Origin of the sequence: Paenibacillus sp. BR1-192 (genome assembly GCF_029542445.1) — a bacterium.
GTDB lineage: Bacteria > Bacillota > Bacilli > Paenibacillales > Paenibacillaceae > Paenibacillus_AQ > Paenibacillus_AQ lautus_A.
Window position 1 is genome coordinate 2045046 of record NZ_CP120718.1, and the last position, 23475, is coordinate 2068520.

General features: G+C 54.1%; 19 protein-coding genes and 1 pseudogene. 15 read left to right on the forward strand and 5 right to left on the reverse strand.

The window, feature by feature from the left end:
- The first annotated feature begins 17 nt into the window (after positions 1–17).
- The 4 genes from P0X86_RS08770 (at position 18) to P0X86_RS08785 (ending at position 5520) form a co-directional block, all read left to right on the forward strand.
- Positions 18–293 (forward strand): HPr family phosphocarrier protein, encoded by a 276-nt coding sequence (locus P0X86_RS08770; RefSeq protein ID WP_009591829.1) that lies wholly within the window; start codon positions 18–20, stop codon positions 291–293.
- Complete coding sequence (ptsP, locus tag P0X86_RS08775) at positions 286–2007, forward strand: phosphoenolpyruvate--protein phosphotransferase (protein WP_213577328.1); 1722 nt, start codon at positions 286–288, stop codon at positions 2005–2007. Before P0X86_RS08770 ends, ptsP begins: the two co-directional genes overlap by 8 nt.
- A gap of 333 nt (positions 2008–2340) precedes the next feature.
- Positions 2341–4701: a type I pullulanase gene (gene pulA / locus P0X86_RS08780; RefSeq protein ID WP_481858295.1), complete on the forward strand. Its 2361-nt coding sequence runs from the start codon at positions 2341–2343 to the stop codon at positions 4699–4701.
- A 186-nt stretch (positions 4702–4887) separates the two neighbouring features.
- Complete coding sequence (locus P0X86_RS08785; RefSeq protein ID WP_015734086.1) at positions 4888–5520, forward strand: 50S ribosomal protein L25; 633 nt, start codon at positions 4888–4890, stop codon at positions 5518–5520.
- Positions 5521–5599: 79 nt separating this feature from the next.
- Here P0X86_RS08785 and P0X86_RS08790 read toward each other — a convergent pair whose 3' ends face one another.
- The 4 genes from P0X86_RS08790 to kduI form a co-directional block, all read right to left on the reverse strand.
- Positions 5600–6484 (reverse strand): transporter substrate-binding domain-containing protein, encoded by an 885-nt coding sequence (locus P0X86_RS08790; RefSeq protein ID WP_192569289.1) that lies wholly within the window; start codon positions 6482–6484, stop codon positions 5600–5602.
- Positions 6485–6747: 263 nt separating this feature from the next.
- A complete protein-coding gene (gene kduD, locus P0X86_RS08795) occupies positions 6748–7500 on the reverse strand; it encodes a 2-dehydro-3-deoxy-D-gluconate 5-dehydrogenase KduD (RefSeq protein WP_009591832.1) in 753 nt (250 codons plus the stop codon).
- Positions 7501–7590: 90 nt separating this feature from the next.
- Positions 7591–8340 carry a DeoR/GlpR family DNA-binding transcription regulator gene (locus P0X86_RS08800; RefSeq protein ID WP_277748322.1) on the reverse strand — a complete coding sequence of 250 codons (750 nt, stop codon included), beginning with the start codon at positions 8338–8340 and terminating at the stop codon, positions 7591–7593.
- Between the two features lie 40 nt (positions 8341–8380).
- Positions 8381–9214: a 5-dehydro-4-deoxy-D-glucuronate isomerase gene (gene kduI / locus P0X86_RS08805; protein ID WP_009591835.1), complete on the reverse strand. Its 834-nt coding sequence runs from the start codon at positions 9212–9214 to the stop codon at positions 8381–8383.
- A 262-nt stretch (positions 9215–9476) separates the two neighbouring features.
- Here kduI and P0X86_RS08810 point away from each other — a divergent pair, with 262 nt between their 5' ends.
- The 11 genes and pseudogenes from P0X86_RS08810 (at position 9477) to P0X86_RS08860 (ending at position 22258) form a co-directional block, all read left to right on the forward strand.
- Complete coding sequence (locus P0X86_RS08810; RefSeq protein ID WP_277748323.1) at positions 9477–10373, forward strand: glycerophosphodiester phosphodiesterase; 897 nt, start codon at positions 9477–9479, stop codon at positions 10371–10373.
- A 300-nt stretch (positions 10374–10673) separates the two neighbouring features.
- Positions 10674–11933: an urea ABC transporter substrate-binding protein gene (gene urtA, locus P0X86_RS08815; protein WP_277748324.1), complete on the forward strand. Its 1260-nt coding sequence runs from the start codon at positions 10674–10676 to the stop codon at positions 11931–11933.
- Positions 11934–11991: 58 nt separating this feature from the next.
- A complete protein-coding gene (gene urtB, locus P0X86_RS08820; protein WP_015734091.1) occupies positions 11992–12897 on the forward strand; it encodes an urea ABC transporter permease subunit UrtB in 906 nt (301 codons plus the stop codon).
- Positions 12898–12912: 15 nt separating this feature from the next.
- Entirely contained in the window at positions 12913–14001 is a 1089-nt protein-coding gene (gene urtC, locus P0X86_RS08825) for an urea ABC transporter permease subunit UrtC (RefSeq protein WP_015734092.1), read from the forward strand.
- Positions 13976–14815: an urea ABC transporter ATP-binding protein UrtD gene (gene urtD / locus P0X86_RS08830; RefSeq protein WP_277748325.1), complete on the forward strand. Its 840-nt coding sequence runs from the start codon at positions 13976–13978 to the stop codon at positions 14813–14815. Before urtC ends, urtD begins: the two co-directional genes overlap by 26 nt.
- Positions 14793–15488, forward strand: a complete 696-nt coding sequence (gene urtE / locus P0X86_RS08835) for an urea ABC transporter ATP-binding subunit UrtE (protein ID WP_096772970.1) — start codon at positions 14793–14795, stop codon at positions 15486–15488. The genes urtD and urtE overlap by 23 nt, the downstream gene beginning before the upstream one ends.
- Positions 15489–15742: 254 nt before the next feature.
- On the forward strand, positions 15743–17230 hold the full coding sequence (gene araA / locus P0X86_RS08840; protein ID WP_277748326.1) for an L-arabinose isomerase: 1488 nt from the start codon (positions 15743–15745) through the stop codon (positions 17228–17230).
- 101 nt (positions 17231–17331) lie between these two features.
- Positions 17332–18421: pseudogene (locus P0X86_RS08845) on the forward strand (substrate-binding domain-containing protein).
- Positions 18422–18514: 93 nt separating this feature from the next.
- Entirely contained in the window at positions 18515–19204 is a 690-nt protein-coding gene (gene araD, locus P0X86_RS08850) for an L-ribulose-5-phosphate 4-epimerase (RefSeq protein ID WP_277748327.1), read from the forward strand.
- A 45-nt stretch (positions 19205–19249) separates the two neighbouring features.
- Positions 19250–20920 carry a ribulokinase gene (locus P0X86_RS08855; RefSeq protein ID WP_096772974.1) on the forward strand — a complete coding sequence of 557 codons (1671 nt, stop codon included), beginning with the start codon at positions 19250–19252 and terminating at the stop codon, positions 20918–20920.
- A 132-nt stretch (positions 20921–21052) separates the two neighbouring features.
- Positions 21053–22258, forward strand: coding sequence for a sn-glycerol-1-phosphate dehydrogenase (locus tag P0X86_RS08860; protein WP_096772975.1), 1206 nt, complete (start codon positions 21053–21055; stop codon positions 22256–22258).
- A 140-nt stretch (positions 22259–22398) separates the two neighbouring features.
- On the opposite strand, the gene P0X86_RS08865 is transcribed toward P0X86_RS08860, so the two are convergent.
- Entirely contained in the window at positions 22399–23316 is a 918-nt protein-coding gene (locus P0X86_RS08865; protein WP_009590874.1) for an ArsR/SmtB family transcription factor, read from the reverse strand.
- Positions 23317–23475: the final 159 nt, after the last annotated feature.

The window sequence follows — 23475 nt, forward strand, 5'->3', positions numbered from 1 at the left end:
AAAGTAGGATGATGAACATGCAACAAACATTCAGAATTATTGACGAAGATGGAATTCACGCACGCCCGGCAACCGCATTGGTGAATACGGCTAACAAATTCCAGGATACCAACTCTTTTGCCGAAGCTAACGGCAAAAAAGTAACGCTGAAGTCGATTCTCGGCGTTCTGTCCCTCGGATTGGAGCAAGGCGACACATTGACACTGATCACGGAAGGCGGCAATGAAAGCGAGGCGCTGACAGCATTGCAAGAAGTGATGGTGAACGAAGGGCTAGGCGAGCTTCATGAATAATTTGAAAGGTATCGCGGCTTCCGCAGGTATTGCGATAGCACGTGCTTTTACGCTGGAGCATCCCGATTATTCCGTCACGGAGAAGCAAGTGACGGACACGGATGCGGAGCTCGCGAAGCTGGATGCGGCGCTGGCTCAGTCACAGGCTGAGCTGGAAGCGATCAAAGCCCGCACGCTTCAGGAACTCGGGGAGAAGAAGGCTGAGATTTTCGAATCTCACCTTCTCATCCTGAATGATCCCGAATTGATTGAACCGGTCAAGGCGAAAATCGTTTCCGAATCGGTTAACGCGGAATATGCGCTGAACGAAACGGCAACCCAGTTCATTCAAATGTTCGAGAACATGAAGAGCGCCTACTTGCAGGAGCGAGCAGCGGATATGCGCGACGTCACCAAACGCATCCTGAAGCATCTGCTCGGCTTGAATTATGTCAGCCCTTCGGAGATCAGCGAAGAAGTGATCGTGGTTGCAGAGGATTTGACTCCGTCGGATACGGCGCAGTTGAACCGGAACTACGTTAAGGGCTTCACGACGAATATCGGCGGACGTACCTCGCACTCCGCCATCATGGCCCGTTCCCTTGAAATTCCGGCTGTTGTCGGGACGAAGAACGTGCTCTCTGCGGTCAAAAACGGGGATATGATCATCGTTGACGGATTGGAAGGGGATGTCATCGTTAATCCTACGGAAGCCATCGTAGAACAATACCGTGCGAAGCAAGACGCCTATGCCAAGCAGGTGGAGGAGTGGAAGAAGCTGCGCTCCGAACCGACGGTTTCCAAGGACGGAATCCATGTGGAGCTGGCTGCCAACATCGGGACGCCGAATGATGTGACCGGCGTGCTGGAGAACGGCGGAGAAGCCGTAGGATTGTACCGTACGGAATTCCTGTACATGGGCAGAGACAAACTTCCTTCCGAAGAGATCCAGTATGTTGCTTACAAATCGGTTCTGGAGAAAATGGAAGGCAAGCCGGTTGTTGTTCGCACGCTTGATATCGGTGGGGATAAGGAGCTGCCGTATCTGGATCTTCCCAAGGAAATGAATCCGTTCCTCGGATTCCGTGCCGTCAGATTGTGCCTGGACCGCCAGGATATTTTCAGAACACAGCTTCGGGCGCTGCTGCGTGCAAGCGTCCACGGCAACCTGCGTATCATGTTTCCCATGATAGCGACACTGGGCGAGTTCCGCGAAGCCAAAGCGCTTCTGGAGGAAGAGAAGGCTAAGCTTATAAGCGAAGGCATTTCGGTTTCCGAAGAAATCCAGCTGGGCATCATGGTGGAGATTCCATCTACCGCCGTGCTTGCCGATCAATTTGCCAAAGAGGTGGATTTCTTCAGCATCGGAACCAATGACCTGATTCAATACACGATGGCCGCCGACCGCATGAATGAACGGGTGGCGTATCTGTACCAGCCATACAATCCGGCGATTCTGCGACTGGTTAAAATGGTCATCGATGCCGCCCATCGCGAAGGCCGCTGGGTAGGCATGTGCGGCGAAATGGCCGGCGACGCGACTGCTATTCCGATTCTGCTCGGTCTGGGGCTGGATGAGTTCAGCATGAGCGCGACCTCCATTCTGCCGGCTCGCAGCCAGATCGGGAAGCTGTCCCGCAGCGACATGCAGGCACTTGCAGCCAAAGCGCTTGAAATGAGTACCGCAGAGGAAGTAGTGGCTCTGGTGGAATCCATTGAGGCTGCAGCCGAGTAAGAAGGAAGACAACGTACAACTTGATCGATCCCTTGCAGTCGTATTACGTTTGTTTCTGGGGACTCTACCAATCTTTTTCCATGATAGCATCACATTGACAACATCTGTCCATAGCGGACAGATGTTTTTTTGTCAAAAGAAAGACACCGGGCATATTTGCTAGTATAATAGCCTAAATATATAGTGAATTGGCTTGGAACCCAAACCAATTCAGGGCTTTTGGCATACCATGATATATGAAAGCGTTCTAAATTCATGTGCTAGAGGTCTGTCTTATGATTCAGGCGCCCATACTAGGAAGTAAATCTACTATAAGTGACGGTGACGATGAGTATGGACATGATCAAGAGCTGCACAAGCGTTAAGCTGGGAGCGACCTACCGAAGAGAGGGAACGGCCTTTCAGGTATGGGCTCCGGATGCGGTTAATGTAAAGCTGGCTTTATATGAGGGTCCGGGAGAGTATAACGAGCAGGGTCTTGTGACGGATCACGAGGGCGGTACGCTGTATGCGATGGTCCGGAATGAGGAAGGCGTATGGTCGGCTCAGGTAAACCGTGATCTCCATGGAACTTATTATATGTACCGAATCGAGTCTGCGGAGGGAGGCGTCTGTTATGCCGTTGACCCTTATGCAACCGCTGTGTCCGCGAATGGCTGCCGCGGCGCGGTGGTCGACCTGGCGAAGAGCAATCCGCCGGGGTGGGAGCAGGATGTTAGACCGAACCTGCTAAAGCCTACGGATTCGGTGCTCTATGAGCTGCATGTACGCGATTTCTCGATCCACACGGATTCGGGAATGAAATATAGAGGAAAATATAAGGCATTTACGGAGGGCGGTCTGCGAGACTCCGAAGGAAACGCCCTTGGTCTGGATCATCTTGAGGAATTGGGCGTGACCCATGTGCATCTGCTGCCGGTATTTGATTTCCGGACGGTCAATGAGCTGGACGGATATGCAAGCGGGCGTTTAAGCCGCGAGTATAATTGGGGCTACGATCCGCAGAATTACAATGTGCCTGAAGGTTCGTATGCAACAGATCCCATGGATCCGATCGTGCGCATCCGGGAGCTGAAGGAGATGGTTATGGCCCTTCATGCAAGGGGAATCCGCGTCGTCATGGATGTGGTTTATAACCATACGTATACGGTGGACGACGGCCCGTTCGAACGATTGGCGCCGGGGTACTTCTATCGCAAGGACGGATACGGGAATCTATCGAACGGTTCGGGCGTAGGGAATGAGCTGGCCACGGAGAAGCCGATGGTGCGCAAATACATCAAGGATTCGTTAAAATACTGGGCCCAGGAATATCATATCGACGGATTTCGGTTCGATCTGATGGCTCTGATCGATACAACGACGATGAAAGAGATCGTAAGCGAGCTGCGCCGAGAGGTCGACCGTTCTCTCTTGTTCTATGGTGAGCCATGGACGGGAGGAATGAGCCCGTTAACGGAGCAAACCGTCAAGGGAAGCCAGAAGGGCCAAGGCTTCGCCGTATTTAATGATCATTTCCGGCATGCCATCAAGGGGGACAATGACGGGCGCGGCCGAGGGTTTGCTACGGGCGAGCCATGGTACGAAGGGGCCGTCGTTGAAGGAATGATGGGCTCGATCCATGATTTTGCGCTCCACCCGGAGGAAACGGTGAATTATGTCACCGTGCACGACAATTTGAATCTGTGGGACAAAATTTTAGTGGCGCAAGGCATGGAAGAGCAGGCAGGGCTTCTCCGTTTGACGGATGGGAAGCTGGTTAACGAAGGAGATGTATGGCAGGCAACCGCTGCGTCCACACCCTATGCCGGCATACCCGATGAAGATGTGATGTCGGCTGCGGCCGTGCGCCGGAGCTTGCTGGCTAACGGCATCGTGCTGCTCTCCCAGGGGATTCCGCTGCTGCATGCGGGCGATGAGCTGCTACGCACGAAATACGGCGATCATAACAGCTACCGCAGCGGGGACGCCATCAATGCCATTCGCTGGTCCAATAAGCGGCGCTTCAAACCTGTGTTCGATTATTACAGAGGTCTTATCGCCCTGCGAAAAGCCCATCCGGCGTTCCGGATGGCATCAAGAGAAGAGATCGAAGGCCATATGGAAGTGCTGCGAAGCAGCGATCGGATCATTGCTTACCGCCTTACGAAGCCAGCCGAACAAGGCAGCTGGGGCCAAATCGTCGTCATCGTTAACGGCAATGAACATGAAATGCCGGTGGATCTGCCGCCTACCCCTTACCGCTGGAACATCGTGGTGAATGATCGTCAGGCGGGGATAGATACGATCCAGACGCTGGATCAAGGGAAGGCAGTCATTCCAGGTCTGTCGCTGATGGTGTTATATGAGGATCTGGCCCATATGAAACAGGGGCTGACGGCCGTTGAGATCGAATATGAGAGACGTGACCAAGCATACGAGGGATGGAACGTATGGGTATGGGGAACGGGCGTGCAGGATGGCAGCATTCCATTCTCCCGCACGGACAGCGGCAGGGCACGGGCGGTCTTCTACGCGGCTTCCGGAACCGATCGGATCGGCTGTATCGTCAGGCTGAATGAATGGGAGGACCGGGAAGGCGAGAACGATTGGTTTATCGATATTCCGCCGGATGAAGCAGAGGTTCGGATAACGCTGCGAAGCGGTCAAAGCGAAGACAGCGACACTAAAGAGCAGCGGGATATCGCCAGTTAGAATAGGATGAAATAACAAGGAGCCCTTTCCATGGTGAAAAGGGCTCCTATTTACATATTTTCAAAAGGGGTACTCTTTATTACCCGCTGCATTGTCATTTAAAACATCGAAATTCCATGATTAGTTAGCAGGTAAATAGGGTAATAATGAGATAGACTTTGTTTTCGATAAAGGAGGATGTCACTCATGTCAAAAGGAAACACAGTTCAACTGAAAGCCAATGTGCGTGATGAATTTACCCGGGCTTCTCGCCGAGAGCTTCGCGAAAGCGGCGGACTTCCCGGTGTTGTATACGGTGCGGGCGAGGAAAGCATCCCCGTAGCTGTTGATTTCAAGGATACGGCTAAGCTGTTCCACACCGGGCGTTCCGAGGTGTTTCAGCTAGATATTCCGGGCTCTGGCAAAGTGCCGGTGTTGATTAAGGATATTCAGAAGAGACGCGGCAACGTATCCCATGTGGACTTCCTGCGCATCTCCATGAACAAGCCGGTGCGTGTCAGCATCCCGGTGGATTATCAGGGCACTGCTGCCGGAACGAAGTCCGGGGGCATCCTGCAAACCCAGGTCACGGAAATCGAAGTGGAGGGTTTGCCGGGCGATCTGCCTACTACCCTGGAAGCGGATGTATCCGCCCTGGAGATTGGGGACAAGCTCACGGTAGCTGATCTTAAGGTGCCGGAGGGTATCACATTACACGCTTCGGAAGAGGAAATTCTCGCCACGGTCATCGTGCCTCGCGCGGTGGAGGCGGCGGAGACCGAGAGTGAAGCGGACGCTGAGGAAGCGAATGCGGAAGAGGCCACAACCGAAGAATCATAATAAGCATGATAAAAAAGGCGCTTGCATTGCTGGTATCCAGCAGAGCAAGCGCTTTTTTTGGCGCAAGGCAGGAATGGCTTTATTTAACCTTGCGGTCATGAATGCCTTTGTAACTGATCGGAGCGTCCCCGAAGTATTTGTTCCATATGGTCAAATACGTTCCGTCCTGCTGCATGGTAGCCAGGGCATTATCCACGGCCGCCACGAGATCCGGATTCCCTTTGACGAAGGCTGCGGAAATCTCGGATACTTGATCGGCGGATTCGGCGGCAGCGACCGGTATATCCGGGAACTGCTGCTTTAGGTTGGTGACGGATAGCTGGTCCGAAATGACGGCATCCAGGTCTCCATTTGCGAGCTTGTTAGCGGCGTCGGATATATATTTAATCGGGACCGCTTCCGCTCCGTACCGCTTGGCCATATCCTTATAGATTCCGGTTGGGTTCAGGCCGACGCGCTTGCCCTTGATATCCGAAAAGGTACGGATCTGAGCTTCGCCCGAGGAATGAACCAGGAGGACGGGGGTAGAGGATAAATAAGCGACGGAAAAATCATAGAGCGCCCGCCGGTCCGGCCGGTCTTCGATCTGGTTGAAGACGGCGTCGTATTTGCCTTCCGTCAGCCCAGGCAGCAGATTCTCCCACCCGGTCTCAACGAATTCGGCCTTTAGCTCCATATGACGGGCAACCTCTTCAGCGATTTCCACATCGAATCCCGTAAGTATTCCGCCTGTACCATGGTAACTGAAAGGGGGGTAATCCCGTTCCGTGGCGATTCGCAGGGTTCCGCGTTCCACGGCATTCCGAAGCAGGAAGCCGGTGTTCACCCGGTATGGATTAACGCCCATGTTCGGGGACGGGACCCGGTCGTTGCTGTTCACCGTACAGCCGCTAAGCACAATGGAACCGAAGAGAGAAAGCAAGCAGGCAAGACTGACATAACGTATCGATTTTGTTCCGCGCATGACTCCAAAAACCATCCTTTCTTTATTCACGGTCCTTCGAGGCCCATTTCGTAAAGTTAGCATGTCCCAAAGGATGGTTCGTATATTCGCGAAATGTCAGTGCCCGGCCATAATAACGTGTACTAATTCAACGTAAGAGTAAACGAACAAAAAGAGGCTTTGCCTCCTCCGGCTGCGGCAGCAGCAGAAAGCGCAAGGCCTCTTATCGCTAGAATCGGTTGGAGCTCACTACGGCAAGGCTTAAAGATAACGCCGTTTCTTGGTTAACGGGCCATCCATCCGCCGTCCACGCATAACACATGCCCGTTCATGTAATCCGAAGCGGCGGAAGCGAGGAACACGGCAGGGCCTCCGATATCCTCGGGCTTGCCCCAGCGTCCGGCCGGAATGCGGTCCGTAATGGACGTGCGGCGATCCTCGTCCTGACGGATGGCTGCCGTGTTATCGGTTTCGATGTAACCGGGAGCAATGCCGTTCACCTGGATGCCGCTGGCTGCCCATTCGTTGGCCAAAGCCTTGGTTAAGCCGGCAACGCCATGCTTGCTCGCCGTGTAACCGGGCACATTGATTCCGCCTTGGTAGGACAGCATGGAGCAAATGTTAATGATCTTGCCGCTGCCGCGTTCGATCATATGTCTCCCGGCCAGTTGGGACAGCAAAAAGACGGTGTTCAAATTCAAGTCGATCACGTCAAGCCAATCCTGCACGCCGTGATCCTTGGCCGGGGTCCGGCGGATAATGCCGGCATTGTTTACCAGAATGTCCACATGCCCGGTCAGCTCCAGCGCTTGATCAAAGGTCTGCTGAAGTTTGCTTTGGTCGCTTAAATCGACCCGAATCTCGGAGGCTTTTCTGCCGAATCCCTTGATGGCTTCAATCGTTTCGGCGCTTGTATTCATGGACACGGCAACGATATCCGCGCCGGCCTCGGCCAGCGCTATGGCGATGCCTTGCCCCAGTCCGCGGGCCGAGCCGGTGACGATCGCCGTTTTGCCTGATAAATCAAACCTGTTCATGCTCCGTTAATCCCCTCTCATATGTTCGCTAAATGGATGCAGTACGAAACTAGGCCGTTCGTTATAGAGGTAAGAGTCTCAAGCGGGCGGTTACAGCAGGGTAACGCCGGCTCCCTCGTATTGCTTTACCGTCTCGGGAGACAGTCCCGCATCGGTCATGATGCCGCTGATCTCCTGCAAGGATGAAAAAGTCCGCAAGGCCGTCTGACCGAATTTATGATGATCGACGACGGCATAAACCTCCGCCGAGGTTTCGATTAAGGCCCGTTTGAACGGAATCAAATCCCCGGTATAGATGGACAACCCATGGTCAAGATGGACGCCCGTGGCAGATACGAAGGCTTTTTGAATGTTCAGCTGCGTTACGTACGCTACGCCTTCCGGGCCTGCGAGCATGTTCCGCACCCGGTAGCCCCCCGGAACGACCAGCCGGATATGATTCTTGGTCGCCAGCTCGCTGATGATATAGACATCGTTCGTAATGATTGTTAACGGCATATCCTCCAGCCTGCGGGCGATCTCCAGCGTGGTGCTGCCGCCGTCAAGGGCAATGATGTCGTCCGCGTTGATATGCTTCAGTGCCTTCTGCGCGATTTCGGTCTTCTCATCCGGGTGCTTGGCCAGCGGTTCTTTTGAGGGCAGGATGCCGAATTGGTCGCTGTGCGCCAGCACGGCTCCGCCGTGCACGCGGACGATCAGACCCTGCTCCTCGAGCTTGGTCAAATCCTCGCGTATGGTTTTTCCGGTTACCTGAAGCTGCTGGCTCAAATCGGCGACGGTCACTTCTTTATGGGTTAGAAGGTACTCCATTATTTTTTCATAACGTCGTAACGGGTTCATATGGTTCTCAACTCTTCCGTGGGTTAATGGATATTCCCCTCTATTTTAAATCCTTCATGGACACGGGGTCCATATCATCATAACGTTTGTTGTCCCCGGCCATGCCCCAGATAAAGGTATAGTTGCTTGTGCCTACTCCGCTGTGGATCGACCAGCTCGGCGAAATCACGGCCTGTTCGTTGCGCATGACGATGTGGCGCGTTTCGCTCGGTTCACCCATCAGATGGATGGCGACCGCATCCTCCGGCAAGTCAAAATACAGATACGCCTCCATGCGTCTTGGATGCGTATGGGCAGGCATCGTGTTCCACATGTTCCCTTCCTTCAGCAGGGTCATGCCCATGACAAGCTGGGCACTCTGAATGCCTTTTTGATGAATGAAGCGATAGATCACGCGATCATTGGAATTTTTGATGTCGCCCAAAGCGCTGGAATCGGCTTCTTCAAGGGTGGCTTTGGCCGTCGGGAACGATTGGTGGGCCGGGGCCGAATTCAAATAGAATTTGGCAGGATTGGCCGGATCGGTGCTTTGGAAAATGACCTCTTCGGTCCCCATGCCAACGTACAGGCATTCTTTGTTGTTCAGCTCATGCTCCGTCCCGTCAACCAGGACGGTACCGTGTCCGCCGATATTGATGATGCCAAGCTCACGGCGCTCAAGGAAAGAGGAAACGCCAAGCTCTTTAAGGTCGGTATCCAGCTTGACCTGCTCCCGTACGGGTGCGGCCCCCCCGATAATCAAACGGTCTTCATGCGTCAGGACCAGCTCCAGCTTGTCGGGCGTAAACAGGACGGGAATATGGAATTCCTTCCGAAGCCGTTCCGTGTCAAATTGTTTCACTTCATTCGGATGTGAGGCATAACGTCTTTCCATTGCATGTCATCTCCTTAAGAGTCATTTTATAATCCATTCATAATGTTCATATAAGTACAAATTACTCCATTTACGTTCATATTACAATAGCCAAAATTCAAAATGAACGAATTGTTGAGTCTTGAAAAGCCGTTTTCCTCCATTTTTACCGACTGAAAAGGGGGAGGAAAGGGAAGAATTAGCTTGAGAAGATATGACAAAGGATGAGCGGACTTAGGAAGTCATAAAGCGAACAAAGCAGGACTAGGAGATGGGAAGCCCTATGAAAAGAATGATGGTTATCTTTGCTGCTCTGCTGGCAGTAACCGGTTCCCAAACGGCAGCCGACGTGCCTCATTATCCATTTCATCATGCCAGGGAACGAGAGGCCTGGATCAGGTCCGGGGATGAACGCGACGAGTCCTGGGTCAATATCGCCCATCGGGGGGCGTCGGGTTATGCGCCTGAGAATACGATGGCTGCGTTTGTCAAAGCGTTTGACATGGGAGCGGATATGCTGGAGCTGGATGTTCAGCTGAGCAAGGATGGAGAGGTCGTGGTGATCCATGATTCCACGGTTGAGCGAACCACCGACGGGCAAGGAGAAGTGGGCGGCCTAACCTTGGAGGAGCTGCGGCGGCTGGATGCGGGTTCGTGGTACGATTCGTCGTTCAAAGGAGAAATCATTCCGACATTGGCGGAGGTGCTTGAGCACTTCGGTGGCCGGATCGGATTGCTGATCGAATTGAAATCGCCCTCCCGGTACCCGGGCATCGAGCAAAAGGTTGCTGGCGATTTGAGAAGATATGCCGCCCAGACTGATGGATTAAGGTACAAGGACCTGATTATCGTTCAGTCTGCCGATACGGACTCGCTGGTTCGGTTCCGCCAGCTGATGCCCGATATCCCGCTAGGCGTAGTTATCACCAATGCGGGCGACTTATCCAAGCAGCGGCTGGATAATATGAAGGCGTACACGGACTACGTGAGTATATCGATGAGGCTCGTCTCCAAGGGTCTGGTCCAAAAGATCCATCAATCGGGGATGAAAACGATGGTGTGGACCATTCGGGATATGCTGCAAATACCTTACGTGCTTCAAATTAACGTTGACGGTATCATTACGGATTATCCGGACCGGGTGCCGATTACGATTTCGAACAGGAACATGACCAGATAAATAATGAACGACGGCAGTCTCTTGAGAAATCAAGGGCTGTTTTTTATTTTACGTCAATAAAAATAACACATCATAAAGAAAATTCATTCTATCATTATATAATCACAAACTGAATGTTATTTTATATAACACAAAATAGGGGATTAACACGACAATTTTACTAAAAATGAAAAAATGAAATAAAATTATGTAAGAATTATTGACACAAGAAATATAAGGCAACTATAATGTGGAATAACGAACAGAGTAGAGAGGTTATAGACGGAATGTTCGGAAACGGAAAAAGGGAGTGGGGAACCAATGAAAAAACAAAGCGTAATCGTTAAAGGATGGGCCTCGTTTGTATTATGCGCCATTTTAATGTCAGGCTGCGTGACGGAAAAGGAAACCGCTCCAACCGCCGGAGCGGGTAACGGGAGCCCGCCGGTAGAAGCCGCAGGCGATTCGATCAAGGTCGGCATTCTTCACTCGCTCAGCGGAACGATGGCGATCAGCGAGGTGTCCGTTAAGGATGCCGAGATGCTTGCGATCGAAGAGATCAATGCGGCGGGCGGCGTGCTCGGCAAGCCAATCGAACCCGTGATCGAGGACGGCGCCTCGGATTGGCCGACCTTCGCGGAGAAGGCGGGCAAATTGCTGCAGCAGGATAAGGTTGCCGCCGTGTTCGGAGGCTGGACCTCAGCCAGCCGGAAAGCCATGCTCCCTGTTTTCGAACAAAACCACGGTCTTTTGTTTTATCCGGTTCAATATGAAGGGCTGGAATCCTCACCTAACATTTTCTATACGGGCGCAACAACCAATCAGCAAATCGTGCCTTCGGTGTCCTGGCTGCTCGAGAACCGCGGCAAAAAAATGTTTCTGCTCGGCTCCGATTATGTGTTCCCAAGAACGGCCAACAAGATCATTAAGGCCCAGCTGACGGCCGAGGGCGGCGAGCTGGCGGGAGAGGAATACACGCCGCTGGGCCACACCGATTTCAGCACGATTATAGCCAAGATCAAAGATGCGAAACCCGATATCGTCTATAACACGCTGAACGGCGATAGTAATGTGGCCTTCTTCAAGCAGCTGAAGGATGCGGGCATTACCTCCAAGGATATGACCACGCTGTCCGTAAGCGTAGCGGAGGAGGAAATCCGCGGCATCGGCGCCGATATCCTGGAGGGCCATCTGGCAGCCTGGAACTACTATCAGTCCACGGATACTCCGGAAAACAAAGCTTTTGTTGATAAATACAAAGCGAAATACGGCGCTGACCGGGTCACGGCCGACCCGATCGAGGCAGGTTATACCGCGGTGTATTTGTGGAAGGCTGCGGTAGAGAAGGCGGGAACCACGGACGTGGATAAGGTGAAGGAAGCGGCCAAAGGCATTGAGTTCGCCGCCCCCGAAGGCAAAGTGACCATCGATGGCGACAATCAGCATATTCATAAAACGGTGCGCATCGGCGAAGTGCAGGCTGACGGACAATTCAAGGAGCTCTGGAACTCGGGCGAACCCGTCAAACCGGACCCCTATCTGAAAACATACGATTGGGCAAAAGGTTTGAGCGGCGAATAAAACTTCATCTCATGCATGAAAGGCCTGCGGGCCTCTCGTGAAAGGAGGTTCACCCCGGATGGATATGACGATCCTGCAGGTGTTTAACGGACTGAGCGTCAGCTCGATATTATTATTGATCGCGCTCGGTTTGGCGGTAACGTTCGGCTTAATGAATGTCATTAATATGGCCCATGGCGAGCTGATCATGATCGGCGCTTATTCCACGTACGTTACCCAAGGTTTGTTCTCCGCTTATATGCCGAAATCGTGGTTCGATACCTATTTCATCGCCGCATTGTTAGTATCCTTCATGGTTGCCGCCGCGGTCGGCTGGCTGCTTGAAACGGTGCTTATCCGCCATTTGTACGGCAGACCGCTGGATAGTCTGCTCGCCACATGGGGCGTCGGGATGATGCTGCAGCAGATCGCAAGGTTCATCTTCGGTGCACCGAACGTGGCCGTAACCAGCCCTTCCTGGCTGAACGGCGGGCTTGCGATCACCTCAAGCATCATCCTTCCTTACAAGCGGCTGTTCATTGTCTTGCTCGTGGCCGTCGTCCTGACGGCGATGTATCTCTATATTTACAGAACGGTTCAAGGCCGTAGGATGCGGGCGGTGATGCAGAACCGAAGCATGGCCGGTTGTCTCGGCATTTCGACCCGGCGCGTGGACGGACTGACGTTTGCGATCGGCTCGGGCATCGCCGGTATTGCGGGCTGCGCATTGACGCTGCTCGGCCCGATCGGACCGTCGATCGGAACCTATTATATCGTCGATGCTTTCATGGTGGTGGTGCTGGGCGGCGTCGGAAAGCTGGTCGGCACGGTTGCCGGAGCGCTGGGCATCGGCGTGTTCAACACGCTGTTTGAGACCTATACTTCGGCATCCATCGGCAAAGTGCTGGTATTCGCCTGCATCGTGGCTTTCCTGCAGTGGAAGCCCCGCGGGCTCGTCGCGCTGCGAACGCGCAGTTTGGATTAGAGAGGAGGGGAATGCATGGTGCTGAAATGGTTGACAGGAAACCCCGGCGGCCGATCGAAACGGATTCTATGGAGCGCGGTGCTGCTCCTGATGTGTTTGGCCCCCTTGTTCACGACGCCTTTTCGCCTCGGATTGCTAACGAAATTTTTGGCTTTGGCGATCCTTGCGGTCGGGCTTGACCTGATCTGGGGATACGGCGGCATTCTGAGCCTTGGACATGGCGTGTTCTTCGGGCTGGGCGCTTATGCCATGGCCATGTACCTGAAGCTGGATGCCAGCGGCTCGGCCCTGCCTGATTTTATGGGATGGAGCGGGGTGGCGTCCCTGCCCTGGTTCTGGGAGCCTTTCCGATCGTTCCCGGCGGCCTTGATACTCGGGATGCTGCTGCCGGCCCTGCTGGCGTTGATACTCGGATTCTTTACGTTCCGCAACCGGATCGTCGGCGTGTATTTTACGATTCTGACGCAGGCTCTCGTCATGATCGTGGTTACGCTGTTTGTCGGCAAGCAGGAGTGGACGGGGGGCACGAACGGGCTTACGGGCTACAGCTCCATTTTGGGATTTAACCTGAATGCGCCCTCCACGAAAATAGGATTGTATTTTATTACGCTGGCCGCTTTGGCAGGAGCCTATATTCTATGCAGAAGAATTGTGAACAGCCGCGTGGGCCAGGTGCTGGAAGCGTCGAGGGATGGGGAGAACCGGGTACGGTTTCTGGGATTTGATCCTTCCCGCTACAAAACCTTTGCGTTTGCCGTATCGGGGGGGCTGGCCGGGCTAGCAGGCATGTTGTTTGTCCTTCAGGTCGGCATTATTTCGCCGTCCATGATGGGCATCGTCCCGTCTATTGAAATGGTGCTCTGGGTCGCGCTTGGCGGCAGGGGAACGCTGATCGGCGCCATAATCGGCGCCGTGCTGCTGAACGCGGCCAAGACCGGGATCAGCGAAGCTTATCCCGAAGGGTGGCTGCTGGTATTGGGCGCATTGTTTGTCATCGTTGTGGTCTTGATGCCTAAAGGATTGACCGGGTTGTGGAGCAAGGCGGCTTCGTCATTATCCAAAAGAGGAGGGACTGTCCATGCAGCCGTACGCAAAGAGAGCTGATGTTTCGCTAGCCGCACATGGGGAGGTCAGGGGCATCGGCATGTCGCCAACCGTTCTGTCCGCGGAAAATATAACGGTGGCCTTTGGCGGGTTTGTAGCGGTAAACGGCATGAATCTGGCGCTTCGCCAGCATGAGCTGCATTTTCTGATCGGCCCGAACGGGGCAGGGAAGACCACGATGCTGGATGTGATCTGCGGAAAGACTAAGCCTGGGGCGGGGCGGGTGCTGCTCGGCGACGGTCTTGAGATTACGAGGAAGCGGGACTATGAAATCGCGGGTCTCGGCGTGGGCCGGAAATTCCAGGCACCGTCGATATTCCCCAATCTGAGCGTCAAGGAAAACCTGGAGCTGACTGTCGATTCGGGCCGAAGCGTGCTCCGGGCGCTGAAGGTCAGGAGAAATCGATGCACTACGTTCGAGATGAAGAAGGTGCTGGAATTGATCGGACTTCCCGATCGGCTTCATGTTCGGGCAGGTTCCCTGTCGCATGGAGAGAAGCAGTGGCTGGAGATCGGCATGCTGCTGCTTCAGAAGCCGCGGCTTCTGCTGCTGGATGAACCGGTAGCGGGAATGACGGACGAGGAAACGATGAAGACCGGCGAGCTCCTTCAAGGCATTGCTAAGGAATGCTCAGTCGTTGTTGTCGAGCACGATATGGAGTTTGTACGCTCTTTTGCCGCCAAGGTTACCGTCATGCATGAAGGGAAACTGCTGAAGGAAGGGTCCATGCAGGAGATCCAGCGCGATCCGCTGGTGGCCGAGGTTTACCTTGGAAAAAGGAGGGAGGCGAATGCTCAAGCTGCAGGGCATTGAATCGGGTTATGGGGAGAGTGCCGTCCTGCGCGGCGTGTCCATGGTCGTGGACCCCGCAAGGATTGTATGCCTGGTTGGGCGTAACGGAGTCGGGAAAACCACACTGATGCGAACGATAACCGGGCAATTGAAAATCCGGCAGGGGCGGATGAGCCTTGGCGAGCAGGAGGTTACCGGCTGGGATTCCGTAAAGAGAGCAAGAGGCGGGATCGGGTATGTCCCGCAAGGGCGCGAGATTTTCCCTCAACTCACTGTAAAAGAGAATCTCCTGCTCGGCCTTGAGCCATGCGTGCCTCGTACGAAGGCATTCCCGGAGGATGTGTTAGCCTTGTTTCCGGTACTGCCGCAAATGTATCACCGCCAAGGCGGTGACCTAAGCGGAGGACAGCAGCAGCAGCTTGCTTTCGCGAGGGCGCTTGCCTCCCGGCCCAAGGTGCTGCTGCTCGACGAGCCGACCGAAGGCATCCAGCCTTCCATCGTGGAGGAAATTCAAGACGTCATCCGCGGGATCAAAGCCAAAGGAGAAACGTCGGTCATTCTGGTGGAGCAGAGCATCGAATTCGTCCGAAGCGTGGCCGATTATATCTATGTCATGGATAAAGGGACGATCGTAGCCGAAGGGGTGCAGGATGCCATCGATATAGAGCAGTTCGAGCATTATTTGACGGTCTAAAGAGTTTTCATGAAAGCTGGTTCGCATTTGGAGGTAGACCGTCAATGAGATTTGAATGATAGAGGTTGTCTCTATGGGTTCGTTGTTACCTATAGGGGCAGCTCTTTTTTTATTTTGATCTTGCTATTTTGGAGATGCGGGGGTAGAATGTGAGTGATTCAACTTGTACGTACATGTTTTTAATGATTATTTATTTATATATAAAGGTATGTACAAGTTAGTGAGCAATCATTCGTACAGGAGGCGTTATAATCATGAATTTGAAACCGCATTCTTTTTGGTTTGTCACCGGAAGCCAGCACTTGTATGGTCCCGAAACGCTGGAGCAGGTCGCCGAGCACTCCCGCATCGTGGCAACGGAGTTTGACAAAGATCCTGTATTTACGTACCCCATTGTATTCAAGCCGATCGTAACGACACCCGATGAAATATACAACCTGATACTTGAGGCTAACAACGATGAGTCCTGCGCAGGCATCATGACGTGGATGCACACGTTCTCCCCGGCCAAAATGTGGATCGCGGGCCTATCCCAGTTGCAGAAGCCGCTCCTTCATTTCCATACCCAATTCAACCGGGACATTCCTTGGGAAACGATTGATATGGACTTTATGAACCTGAACCAGTCCGCTCACGGCGACCGCGAGTACGGCCATATCGGTGCTCGTCTGGGCATCGCACGCAAGGTCGTCGTGGGCCACTGGGAAGACGGGGAGGTTCGCGGCAGCATTGCCGGCTGGATGCGGACTGCCGCGGCCTATGCCGAAAGCCGCAGGCTGAAGGTAGCCCGCTTCGGCGACAATATGCGTCAGGTAGCGGTAACCGAAGGGGACAAAGTGGAGGCGCAAATCAAGCTTGGCTGGTCCGTTAACGGTTACGGCATCGGCGACCTTGCGCAGTCCATGAACGAAGTCGGCGATGAAGAGGTCAAGGCGCTCCTGAACGAATACGCGGAGTCGTATTCGATTACCAAGGAAGGGCTTAGCGACGGTCCCGTGCGCGATTCGATCGCGTACCAAGCCCGGATCGAGATTGCGCTTCGCCGTTTCCTCGAGGAAGGCGGCTTCGGCGCATTCACGACGACCTTCGAGGATCTGCACGGAATGAAACAGCTCCCGGGACTCGCCGTGCAGCGCTTGATGGAGTCCGGTTACGGTTTCGGCGGGGAAGGCGATTGGAAAACAGCGGCCCTGACACGCGTGTTGAAGGTGCTTGCAGACAATAAAAGCACTTCCTTCATGGAGGACTACACCTATCATTTCGAGCCGGGAAATCATATGATTCTCGGATCGCACATGCTGGAGGTATGCCCGACCATCGCGCTGGATAAACCCACGCTTGAGGTTCATCCGCTCGGGATTGGAGGCAAGGGGGATCCGGCACGACTCGTGTTTAACGGCCAAGACGGCCCTGCCGTCAATGCTTCCCTGATTGATCTCGGGCACCGCTTCAGACTGCTGGTGAATGTGGTGGACGGCGTCAAGGTGGAGCAGCCGATGCCGAAGCTGCCGGTAGCCCGCGTGCTGTGGAAGCCGCAGCCATCCCTTCGCGAATCTGCGGAAGCGTGGATTTTGGCCGGCGGCGCGCATCATACCGTTCTCTCTTATGCCATGACGGCCGAACACTTAAGCGATTGGGCGGAGATGGCCGGCATTGAAGCGGTCATTATCGACAAGGATACAACGATACCGCGCTTCAAGAACGAGCTCCGCTGGAGCGAAGCCGCATACCGTCTGCGGTAACTGGTTCTGTCGGCATTCGCCTAGCCTGTGTTACAATAGCGAGATAGCTTAGGATTGCAGGGGATCCTAATATAATGAGTGCGTGAGGCTAGAGGTGAATGATGAATAATAGACGGATACCCAAATATATTGTATTAAAAAACGAACTGCTCTCGTGGTTTGAATCCGGCCGGCTTCAAGCAGGCAAACAGGTTCCTTCGGAGCATGAAATCGCGGACCAGTTCGGCGTAAGCCGCCAGACGGTCCGCCAAACCTTCGGCGAGCTGGAGCAGGAAGGCTGGCTCGAACGGATTCAAGGCAAAGGAACCTTTGCCCGCAATCCGGAGCGGCGGGAAAGCGAGCAGGTCAAGACGATCGGCATCATGACGACGTACATCTCGGATTATATTTTCCCGCATATAGTCAGGGGAGCGGAGGCGGAGCTGCGCAGCAAGGGATACCGCCTGCTGCTCTCCAGCACCGACAACAACAAGGAGAAGGAGATGGAGAGCCTTCGGCTCATGACCAGCCAGCCGCTGAGCGGGCTGATTATCGAGCCGACCAAGAGCGCGGAGGGCAATCCGAATCTGACATATTTCCTGTCCCTTGCAGGAGAAGGGGATTCCGTTTCTGATGATCAACGAGAAGTATCGGGAACTGGAATGCCCTTGCCTTAAGCTGGACGATGAGCTTGGCGGTTACAAGGCTACGCGGCATTTGATCGAGAACGGCCATTCGGCGATTGCCGGATTCTTCAAGCGGGACGACCTTCAGGGCGTAAACCGGCTGAAGGGCTTCTTGCGGGCGCATCGGGAGGCGGGCATTCCCGTTTTGCCGGAGCGGGTGGTTACGTATACAACGGAACAGAAGGGCCGTTTCCCTTATGAACAGGCCGTCCAATTGCTGAAGCAGCCGATCGGGCAGCGGCCGACGGGATTCGTATGTTATAACGACGAGCTGGCCGTGTCTTTGGCGGAGGCGGCAGGGGATTGCGGGCTGCACATTCCGCAGGACGTGTCCATGGTCGGTTTCGATGATTCCACCCTAGCCGTTGCTTCCGGCGTGAAGCTGACGACGATGACCCACCCGAAGACGGAGATGGGGATCATGGCGGCCAGGCAGTTGATCAGCATGATCGAGCATCATACCGTATTTGAGGATACGGTTTATCAACCGGAGCTTGTGGAGAGAGAATCGGTGGACAAACGATAGAGAATAGGGAGTTTAAGGTCCGATATTTCGGACCCTTGCTTGCCGACTTGTACGTACAACTATATTTTCAAGGCTGGAGAGGAGCGGTTGTTCATGTTGGAGGATTTGAAGCAGCAGGTGCTTGAGGCGAATCTGGAGCTTCCGAAGTACGGGCTCGTTACCTTTACATGGGGAAACGTCAGCGGCATCGACCGTGAACGCGGACTGTTTGTCATTAAGCCGAGCGGCGTGCCGTACGAGGATTTAAAAGTGGACGACATGGTCGTGCTGGATTTGAAGGGGAATGTCGTTGAAGGGGATTTGCGCCCTTCCTCCGACACCCCGACTCATCTGGTGCTGTATCAGAACTTTAAGGAGATCGGCGGGATTGTGCACACCCACTCGCCATGGGGAACGAGCTGGGCTCAGGCGGGTCGCGCGCTGCCTGCTTACGGAACGACGCATGCCGACTATTTTTACGGGGAGATTCCGGTTACGCGGCCCATGACCCGGGAAGAAATCGAAGGGGCCTACGAGCTGGAGACGGGCAATGTCATCGTTGAACGATTCGCGGATCTGGATCCGAACATGGTGCCCGGGGTGCTTGTGCATTCCCATGCGCCGTTCGTGTGGGGCAAGGATGCCCATAACGCCGTGCATAATGCGGTGGTGCTGGAGGAGTGCGCCAAGATTGCAGCCCGGATGCAGCAGATCAATCCCGAAACCGAACCGATGGATCAGACGCTGCTGGATCGCCATTTTTTGCGGAAGCATGGAGTTAATGCTTATTACGGTCAAAAGTAACGCATATATTCATCATTCATGATTTCATCGGTAGGAGGAAATGAGATGGGGAATAAATACACCATTGGTGTCGATTACGGAACGCAGTCCGGACGTGCGGTATTGGTTAATCTGGCGAACGGGCAGGAAGTGGCGGATCATGTAACGCCTTATCGGCACCATGTTATTGATGAGTTTCTGCCGGGTTCCGGAAAGCGGCTGGAGCATGACTGGGCGCTTCAGCATCCGGGGGATTATCTGGAGGTTCTGCAGGTATCGGTGCCTGCCGTCATCCAACAATCCGGTATTGATCCGGCGGATGTGATCGGCATCGGCATCGATTTTACGGCTTGCACCATGCTGCCGGTTGACGAGCTTGGCGAGCCGCTCTGCTTCCATCCGGAGCTGGCCGATCAGCCGCACAGCTGGGTTAAGCTGTGGAAGCATCACGCGGCCCAGCCGGAAGCAGACAAGATCAACGCGATCGCCGCTGAGCGCGGAGAAGCTTTTTTGCCCCGTTATGGCGGGAAGATCTCATCCGAATGGATGATAGCCAAAGTCTGGCAGATTCTTGACGAGGCGCCGGCCATCTATGAACGCGCGGATCGGTTCCTGGAGGCCACGGATTGGGTCATCTCCCAAATGACCGGCCATATTGTCCGCAACAGCTGTACGGCTGGTTACAAGGCGATATGGCATAAGCAAGACGGATATCCAAGCAAGGATTACTTTAAAGCGCTGGATCCCAGATTGGAGGATCTGGCCGATACGAAGCTGCGCGGAGAGGTCCGTCCCCTTGGGAGCAGCGCCGGCGGCTTGACCGAGAAGATGGCGGAAATGATGGGCTTAACGCCTGGCATAGCCGTGGCCGTCGGCAACGTTGACGCGCATGCCGCGGTACCGGCGGTCGGCGTCGTAACACCGGGCAAGCTGGTCATGGCCATGGGGACCTCGATCTGCCATATGCTGCTCGGCACGGAAGAGAAGCAGGTCGAAGGGATGTGCGGCGTCGTCGAAGACGGCATCATTCCGGGATTATACGGTTATGAAGCCGGGCAATCGGCGGTGGGCGATATTTTTGAATGGTACGTTGAGGAAGCGCTTCCCGCGTACGTTAAGGAGGCTGCGACCGAGGAAGGAATCGGCGTGCATCAATGGCTGGAACGGGAAGCGGCTGCATACAAACCGGGCCAGAGTGGTCTGCTAGCGCTGGATTGGTGGAACGGCAACCGCTCGGTGCTGGTGGATACGGATCTGACCGGGTTGATGTTAGGGATGACGCTGTTGACGAAGCCGCAGGAAATCTATCGCGCCCTGCTGGAGGCGACGGCTTTCGGCACGCGCAAAATCGTGGACGCCTTTCATGAGAACGGCGTGGCTGTGGATGCTCTCTATGCATGCGGCGGACTGCCGCAAAAGAATCGTCTCCTGATGCAGATTTATGCGGACGTTACCAATCGCGAAATCTATGTGGCTGATTCCAAACAGACGCCGGCGCTTGGTGCCGCGATGTTCGCCGCAGTGGCGGCGGGTCAGGCGAAAGGCGGATATGATTCCATTATCGATGCGGCCGAGAAAATGGCACGGGTGAAGGAAGAGACCTTCAAGCCGATACCGGAGCATGTGGAAGTGTATGAGCAGCTGTATCAGGAATACAGCAAGCTGCATGATTATTTCGGCCGCGGGGAAAACGACGTCATGAAAAGGCTGAAGCGGATTAAGCAGACGGCAGAATAGGCTGGCGGAGCAGCGCAAGACCAGAAGAGGATCGTCCCGCCCTGCATATAGAGGGCGGGACGTCCTTCGAGACAAATATAGACCAGATGCTTGGATCGTCAACATGGGATGGGATGAAAGGGGAGGAGCTGCATGACGGATTATTTGAACGAAGCAAAAGGTTTAATGAGCCGAATGAGGGAAGTCCGGCCGGCGTTCCGCGGACTTGAAACGATGGAGCTGGAGCCCGGCGCTATTTCAGCTGTGCCGGCGTACCTTAAACGGCAGGGCCTCAATTCACCGATCGTGGTGGCTGATGCGAATACGTATGAAGCTGCGGGTCAAACGCTGATGGAGCGGCTGGAAGCGGAAGGTCTGGAACCCCGGCTGTGCTTGATCGAGCCTGATGAGTTAGGCGATGTGGTGGCGGATGAACGCTCGCTGATGCAGCTTTTTATCGAGGTGGAGCCAGAGCGGACAGGATGCCTCATCGCTGCCGGATCCGGTACCCTTCATGACATTACCCGCTTTGTCGCTCATCGGTGCGGGAAGCCGTTCGTCTCTGTACCTACGGCACCTTCGGTAGACGGCTTTACTTCGGCCGGCGCGCCGATCGTGGTTCGGGGGATCAAGCAGACCTATGCTGCAACGGCTCCCATCGCCATATTCGCCGACCCGGATATCCTTGCGAAAGCCCCGCAGCCGCTTATAGCGGCGGGGTTTGGCGATATGCTCGGCAAATATACGTCGCTGCTGGATTGGAGATTCTCCTCGACCACGGCCGGCGAGCCCTATGATGGCCAAGTGGCAGAAATCACGGAGCGGGCACTGGAATCTTGCATCCAGCACGTGGAGGCCATCGGCCAGCGCACGGAGGAAGGCATCCGCATTCTGATGACGGCTTTGATTGAATCCGGGATCGCGATGCTGCTGTTCGGGCAGTCCCATCCTGCCTCAGGGGCAGAGCATCATTTGTCGCATTACTGGGAGATGGAGTACTTGCGCCGCGGCAACCGGGCGCTGCTTCATGGCGCCAAGGTAGGGGTAGCCTGCAGCGAGATATCGAGCCTTTACCATGCTGCGGCTGATCAACGAGTGTATCCTTATGCCGAGCCCAAGCTTTGGGAGACGTATGGGGAGCAGGTTCGGGAGTGGCTTCGGAAGGTTCCTTCGAAGGAGGAGATCGCCGGGCTGCTGCGGCAAGCGGGAGGTCCTTCCAGCCTGGAGGAGCTTGGCATTGATGAGGAGCTGTTTGGGGAGAGCCTGCGGGAGGCGCATAAGCTGCGCGACCGTCATACCATCCTGAGGGCACTGAACGAGGCTGACGGGGCAGGACAACCTGTGACTTCATACAGATAGCACAGCAGAGAGCGGGCCATGTCCGTCCGCCGACCTAAAGAATGGGCTTGCTGATAAGGTTATAGAAGGTATTCCGTTTAGCTAAAAAAGGCCTCTACATGATCGAATGATCATAGAGAGGCCTTTTTTGCGTCGTTCTCTTATCCTTCCTTCACATCATACAGAACGCGGGCCAAGAGATCTTGACTGTAGTTTCCGAAATGCTTGCCGTAAATGGTTAAGCCGCGTTTATTCACCGACTGCTCGTTAACGGCAATCCTGAAGGTAAGCTCGCTCTTGTAATCGAGCTGTATTTGGTCCAAACCGACATCCGAAATGCGGCACCCGTCGATAAAGCTGCCTTCTTTATTAATTCGGATGAGCTTCAGCATGCCGTATTGGTTTAAGTGGGGTGGCCACCATTCAGGGTTGAAGGTACCGCGTTTGTCCCCGAAATCCCCCGGACTTGTCCAGCTGCCGATTTCGATCCCATTGACGTAAAAGAAAATATCCGACGGGTAATTATCGCAATGTCCCGGTGCTTCAGACCCCAGCTCCAAGGAGAATTGGATCTCGCGGAACGATTGGTTGGATTTCAAATAATTCGGGATCCGATATTCCAGGAAACCTTCGGTCAGCCAAATAATCTCCGAATTGATGCGCTCCGGATCGGCGAAATAGCGCGGATCGTCGAAATCCCCGATGATACTGTCCTTGGTCGCAAGTCCGCAGGTCGGGATGGCTTGGTAGTCGCTGTAATGGCCGACCCGAATTTCCACCTCGTACAGATTATTAATATCCTTGCTTCGCAAATCGACCATCAAGGTGTCTTTATTCAGATAGCAGATCTTCTGGATGCCATGCTTCCCGCCCGTGGTATGGATTTCGATCAAGCCGCTTTCCTCCAGCTTCTTGATATGCATGGTAATGGCGCCATTGCTGAGGTTCAGCCTGTTTGCGAGATCATTCAGGTTCAGGCTTTGATTCTTGGCCAGCAGCTCCAAAATTTGAATGCGGATCTCGGAGCTGAGCGCTTTGAAGATATCAAGTCCGCTCATTAAATCTTTAATGTAGATCATCTTATTTCAAACCTTCTTCCGATTAAGGGATTTATAAGGATGGGATGTTTGCAAACGTTTATTTCAAATAATTATAAATCAATATGAGCGTGAAATAAAGATGCGTTCAAAATCTTCAGAAAACTTGTGCGTGAAACAATAAAATCGATGCGGAAAACG

Bases quoted from the DNA above. Each gene is read 5' to 3' on its own strand.
- P0X86_RS08770 (WP_009591829.1), top strand. From the start codon at position 18: ATGCAACAAACATTCAGAATTATTGACGAAGATGGAATTCACGCACGC.
- ptsP (WP_213577328.1), top strand. From the start codon at position 286: ATGAATAATTTGAAAGGTATCGCGGCTTCCGCAGGTATTGCGATAGCA.
- pulA (WP_481858295.1), top strand. From the start codon at position 2,341: ATGGACATGATCAAGAGCTGCACAAGCGTTAAGCTGGGAGCGACCTAC.
- P0X86_RS08785 (WP_015734086.1), top strand. From the start codon at position 4,888: ATGTCAAAAGGAAACACAGTTCAACTGAAAGCCAATGTGCGTGATGAA.
- P0X86_RS08790 (WP_192569289.1), bottom strand. From the start codon at position 6,484: ATGCGCGGAACAAAATCGATACGTTATGTCAGTCTTGCCTGCTTGCTT.
- kduD (WP_009591832.1), bottom strand. From the start codon at position 7,500: ATGAACAGGTTTGATTTATCAGGCAAAACGGCGATCGTCACCGGCTCG.
- P0X86_RS08800 (WP_277748322.1), bottom strand. From the start codon at position 8,340: ATGAACCCGTTACGACGTTATGAAAAAATAATGGAGTACCTTCTAACC.
- kduI (WP_009591835.1), bottom strand. From the start codon at position 9,214: ATGGAAAGACGTTATGCCTCACATCCGAATGAAGTGAAACAATTTGAC.
- P0X86_RS08810 (WP_277748323.1), top strand. From the start codon at position 9,477: ATGAAAAGAATGATGGTTATCTTTGCTGCTCTGCTGGCAGTAACCGGT.
- urtA (WP_277748324.1), top strand. From the start codon at position 10,674: ATGAAAAAACAAAGCGTAATCGTTAAAGGATGGGCCTCGTTTGTATTA.
- urtB (WP_015734091.1), top strand. From the start codon at position 11,992: ATGGATATGACGATCCTGCAGGTGTTTAACGGACTGAGCGTCAGCTCG.
- urtC (WP_015734092.1), top strand. From the start codon at position 12,913: ATGGTGCTGAAATGGTTGACAGGAAACCCCGGCGGCCGATCGAAACGG.
- urtD (WP_277748325.1), top strand. From the start codon at position 13,976: ATGCAGCCGTACGCAAAGAGAGCTGATGTTTCGCTAGCCGCACATGGG.
- urtE (WP_096772970.1), top strand. From the start codon at position 14,793: ATGCTCAAGCTGCAGGGCATTGAATCGGGTTATGGGGAGAGTGCCGTC.
- araA (WP_277748326.1), top strand. From the start codon at position 15,743: ATGAATTTGAAACCGCATTCTTTTTGGTTTGTCACCGGAAGCCAGCAC.
- araD (WP_277748327.1), top strand. From the start codon at position 18,515: ATGTTGGAGGATTTGAAGCAGCAGGTGCTTGAGGCGAATCTGGAGCTT.
- P0X86_RS08855 (WP_096772974.1), top strand. From the start codon at position 19,250: ATGGGGAATAAATACACCATTGGTGTCGATTACGGAACGCAGTCCGGA.
- P0X86_RS08860 (WP_096772975.1), top strand. From the start codon at position 21,053: ATGACGGATTATTTGAACGAAGCAAAAGGTTTAATGAGCCGAATGAGG.
- P0X86_RS08865 (WP_009590874.1), bottom strand. From the start codon at position 23,316: ATGATCTACATTAAAGATTTAATGAGCGGACTTGATATCTTCAAAGCG.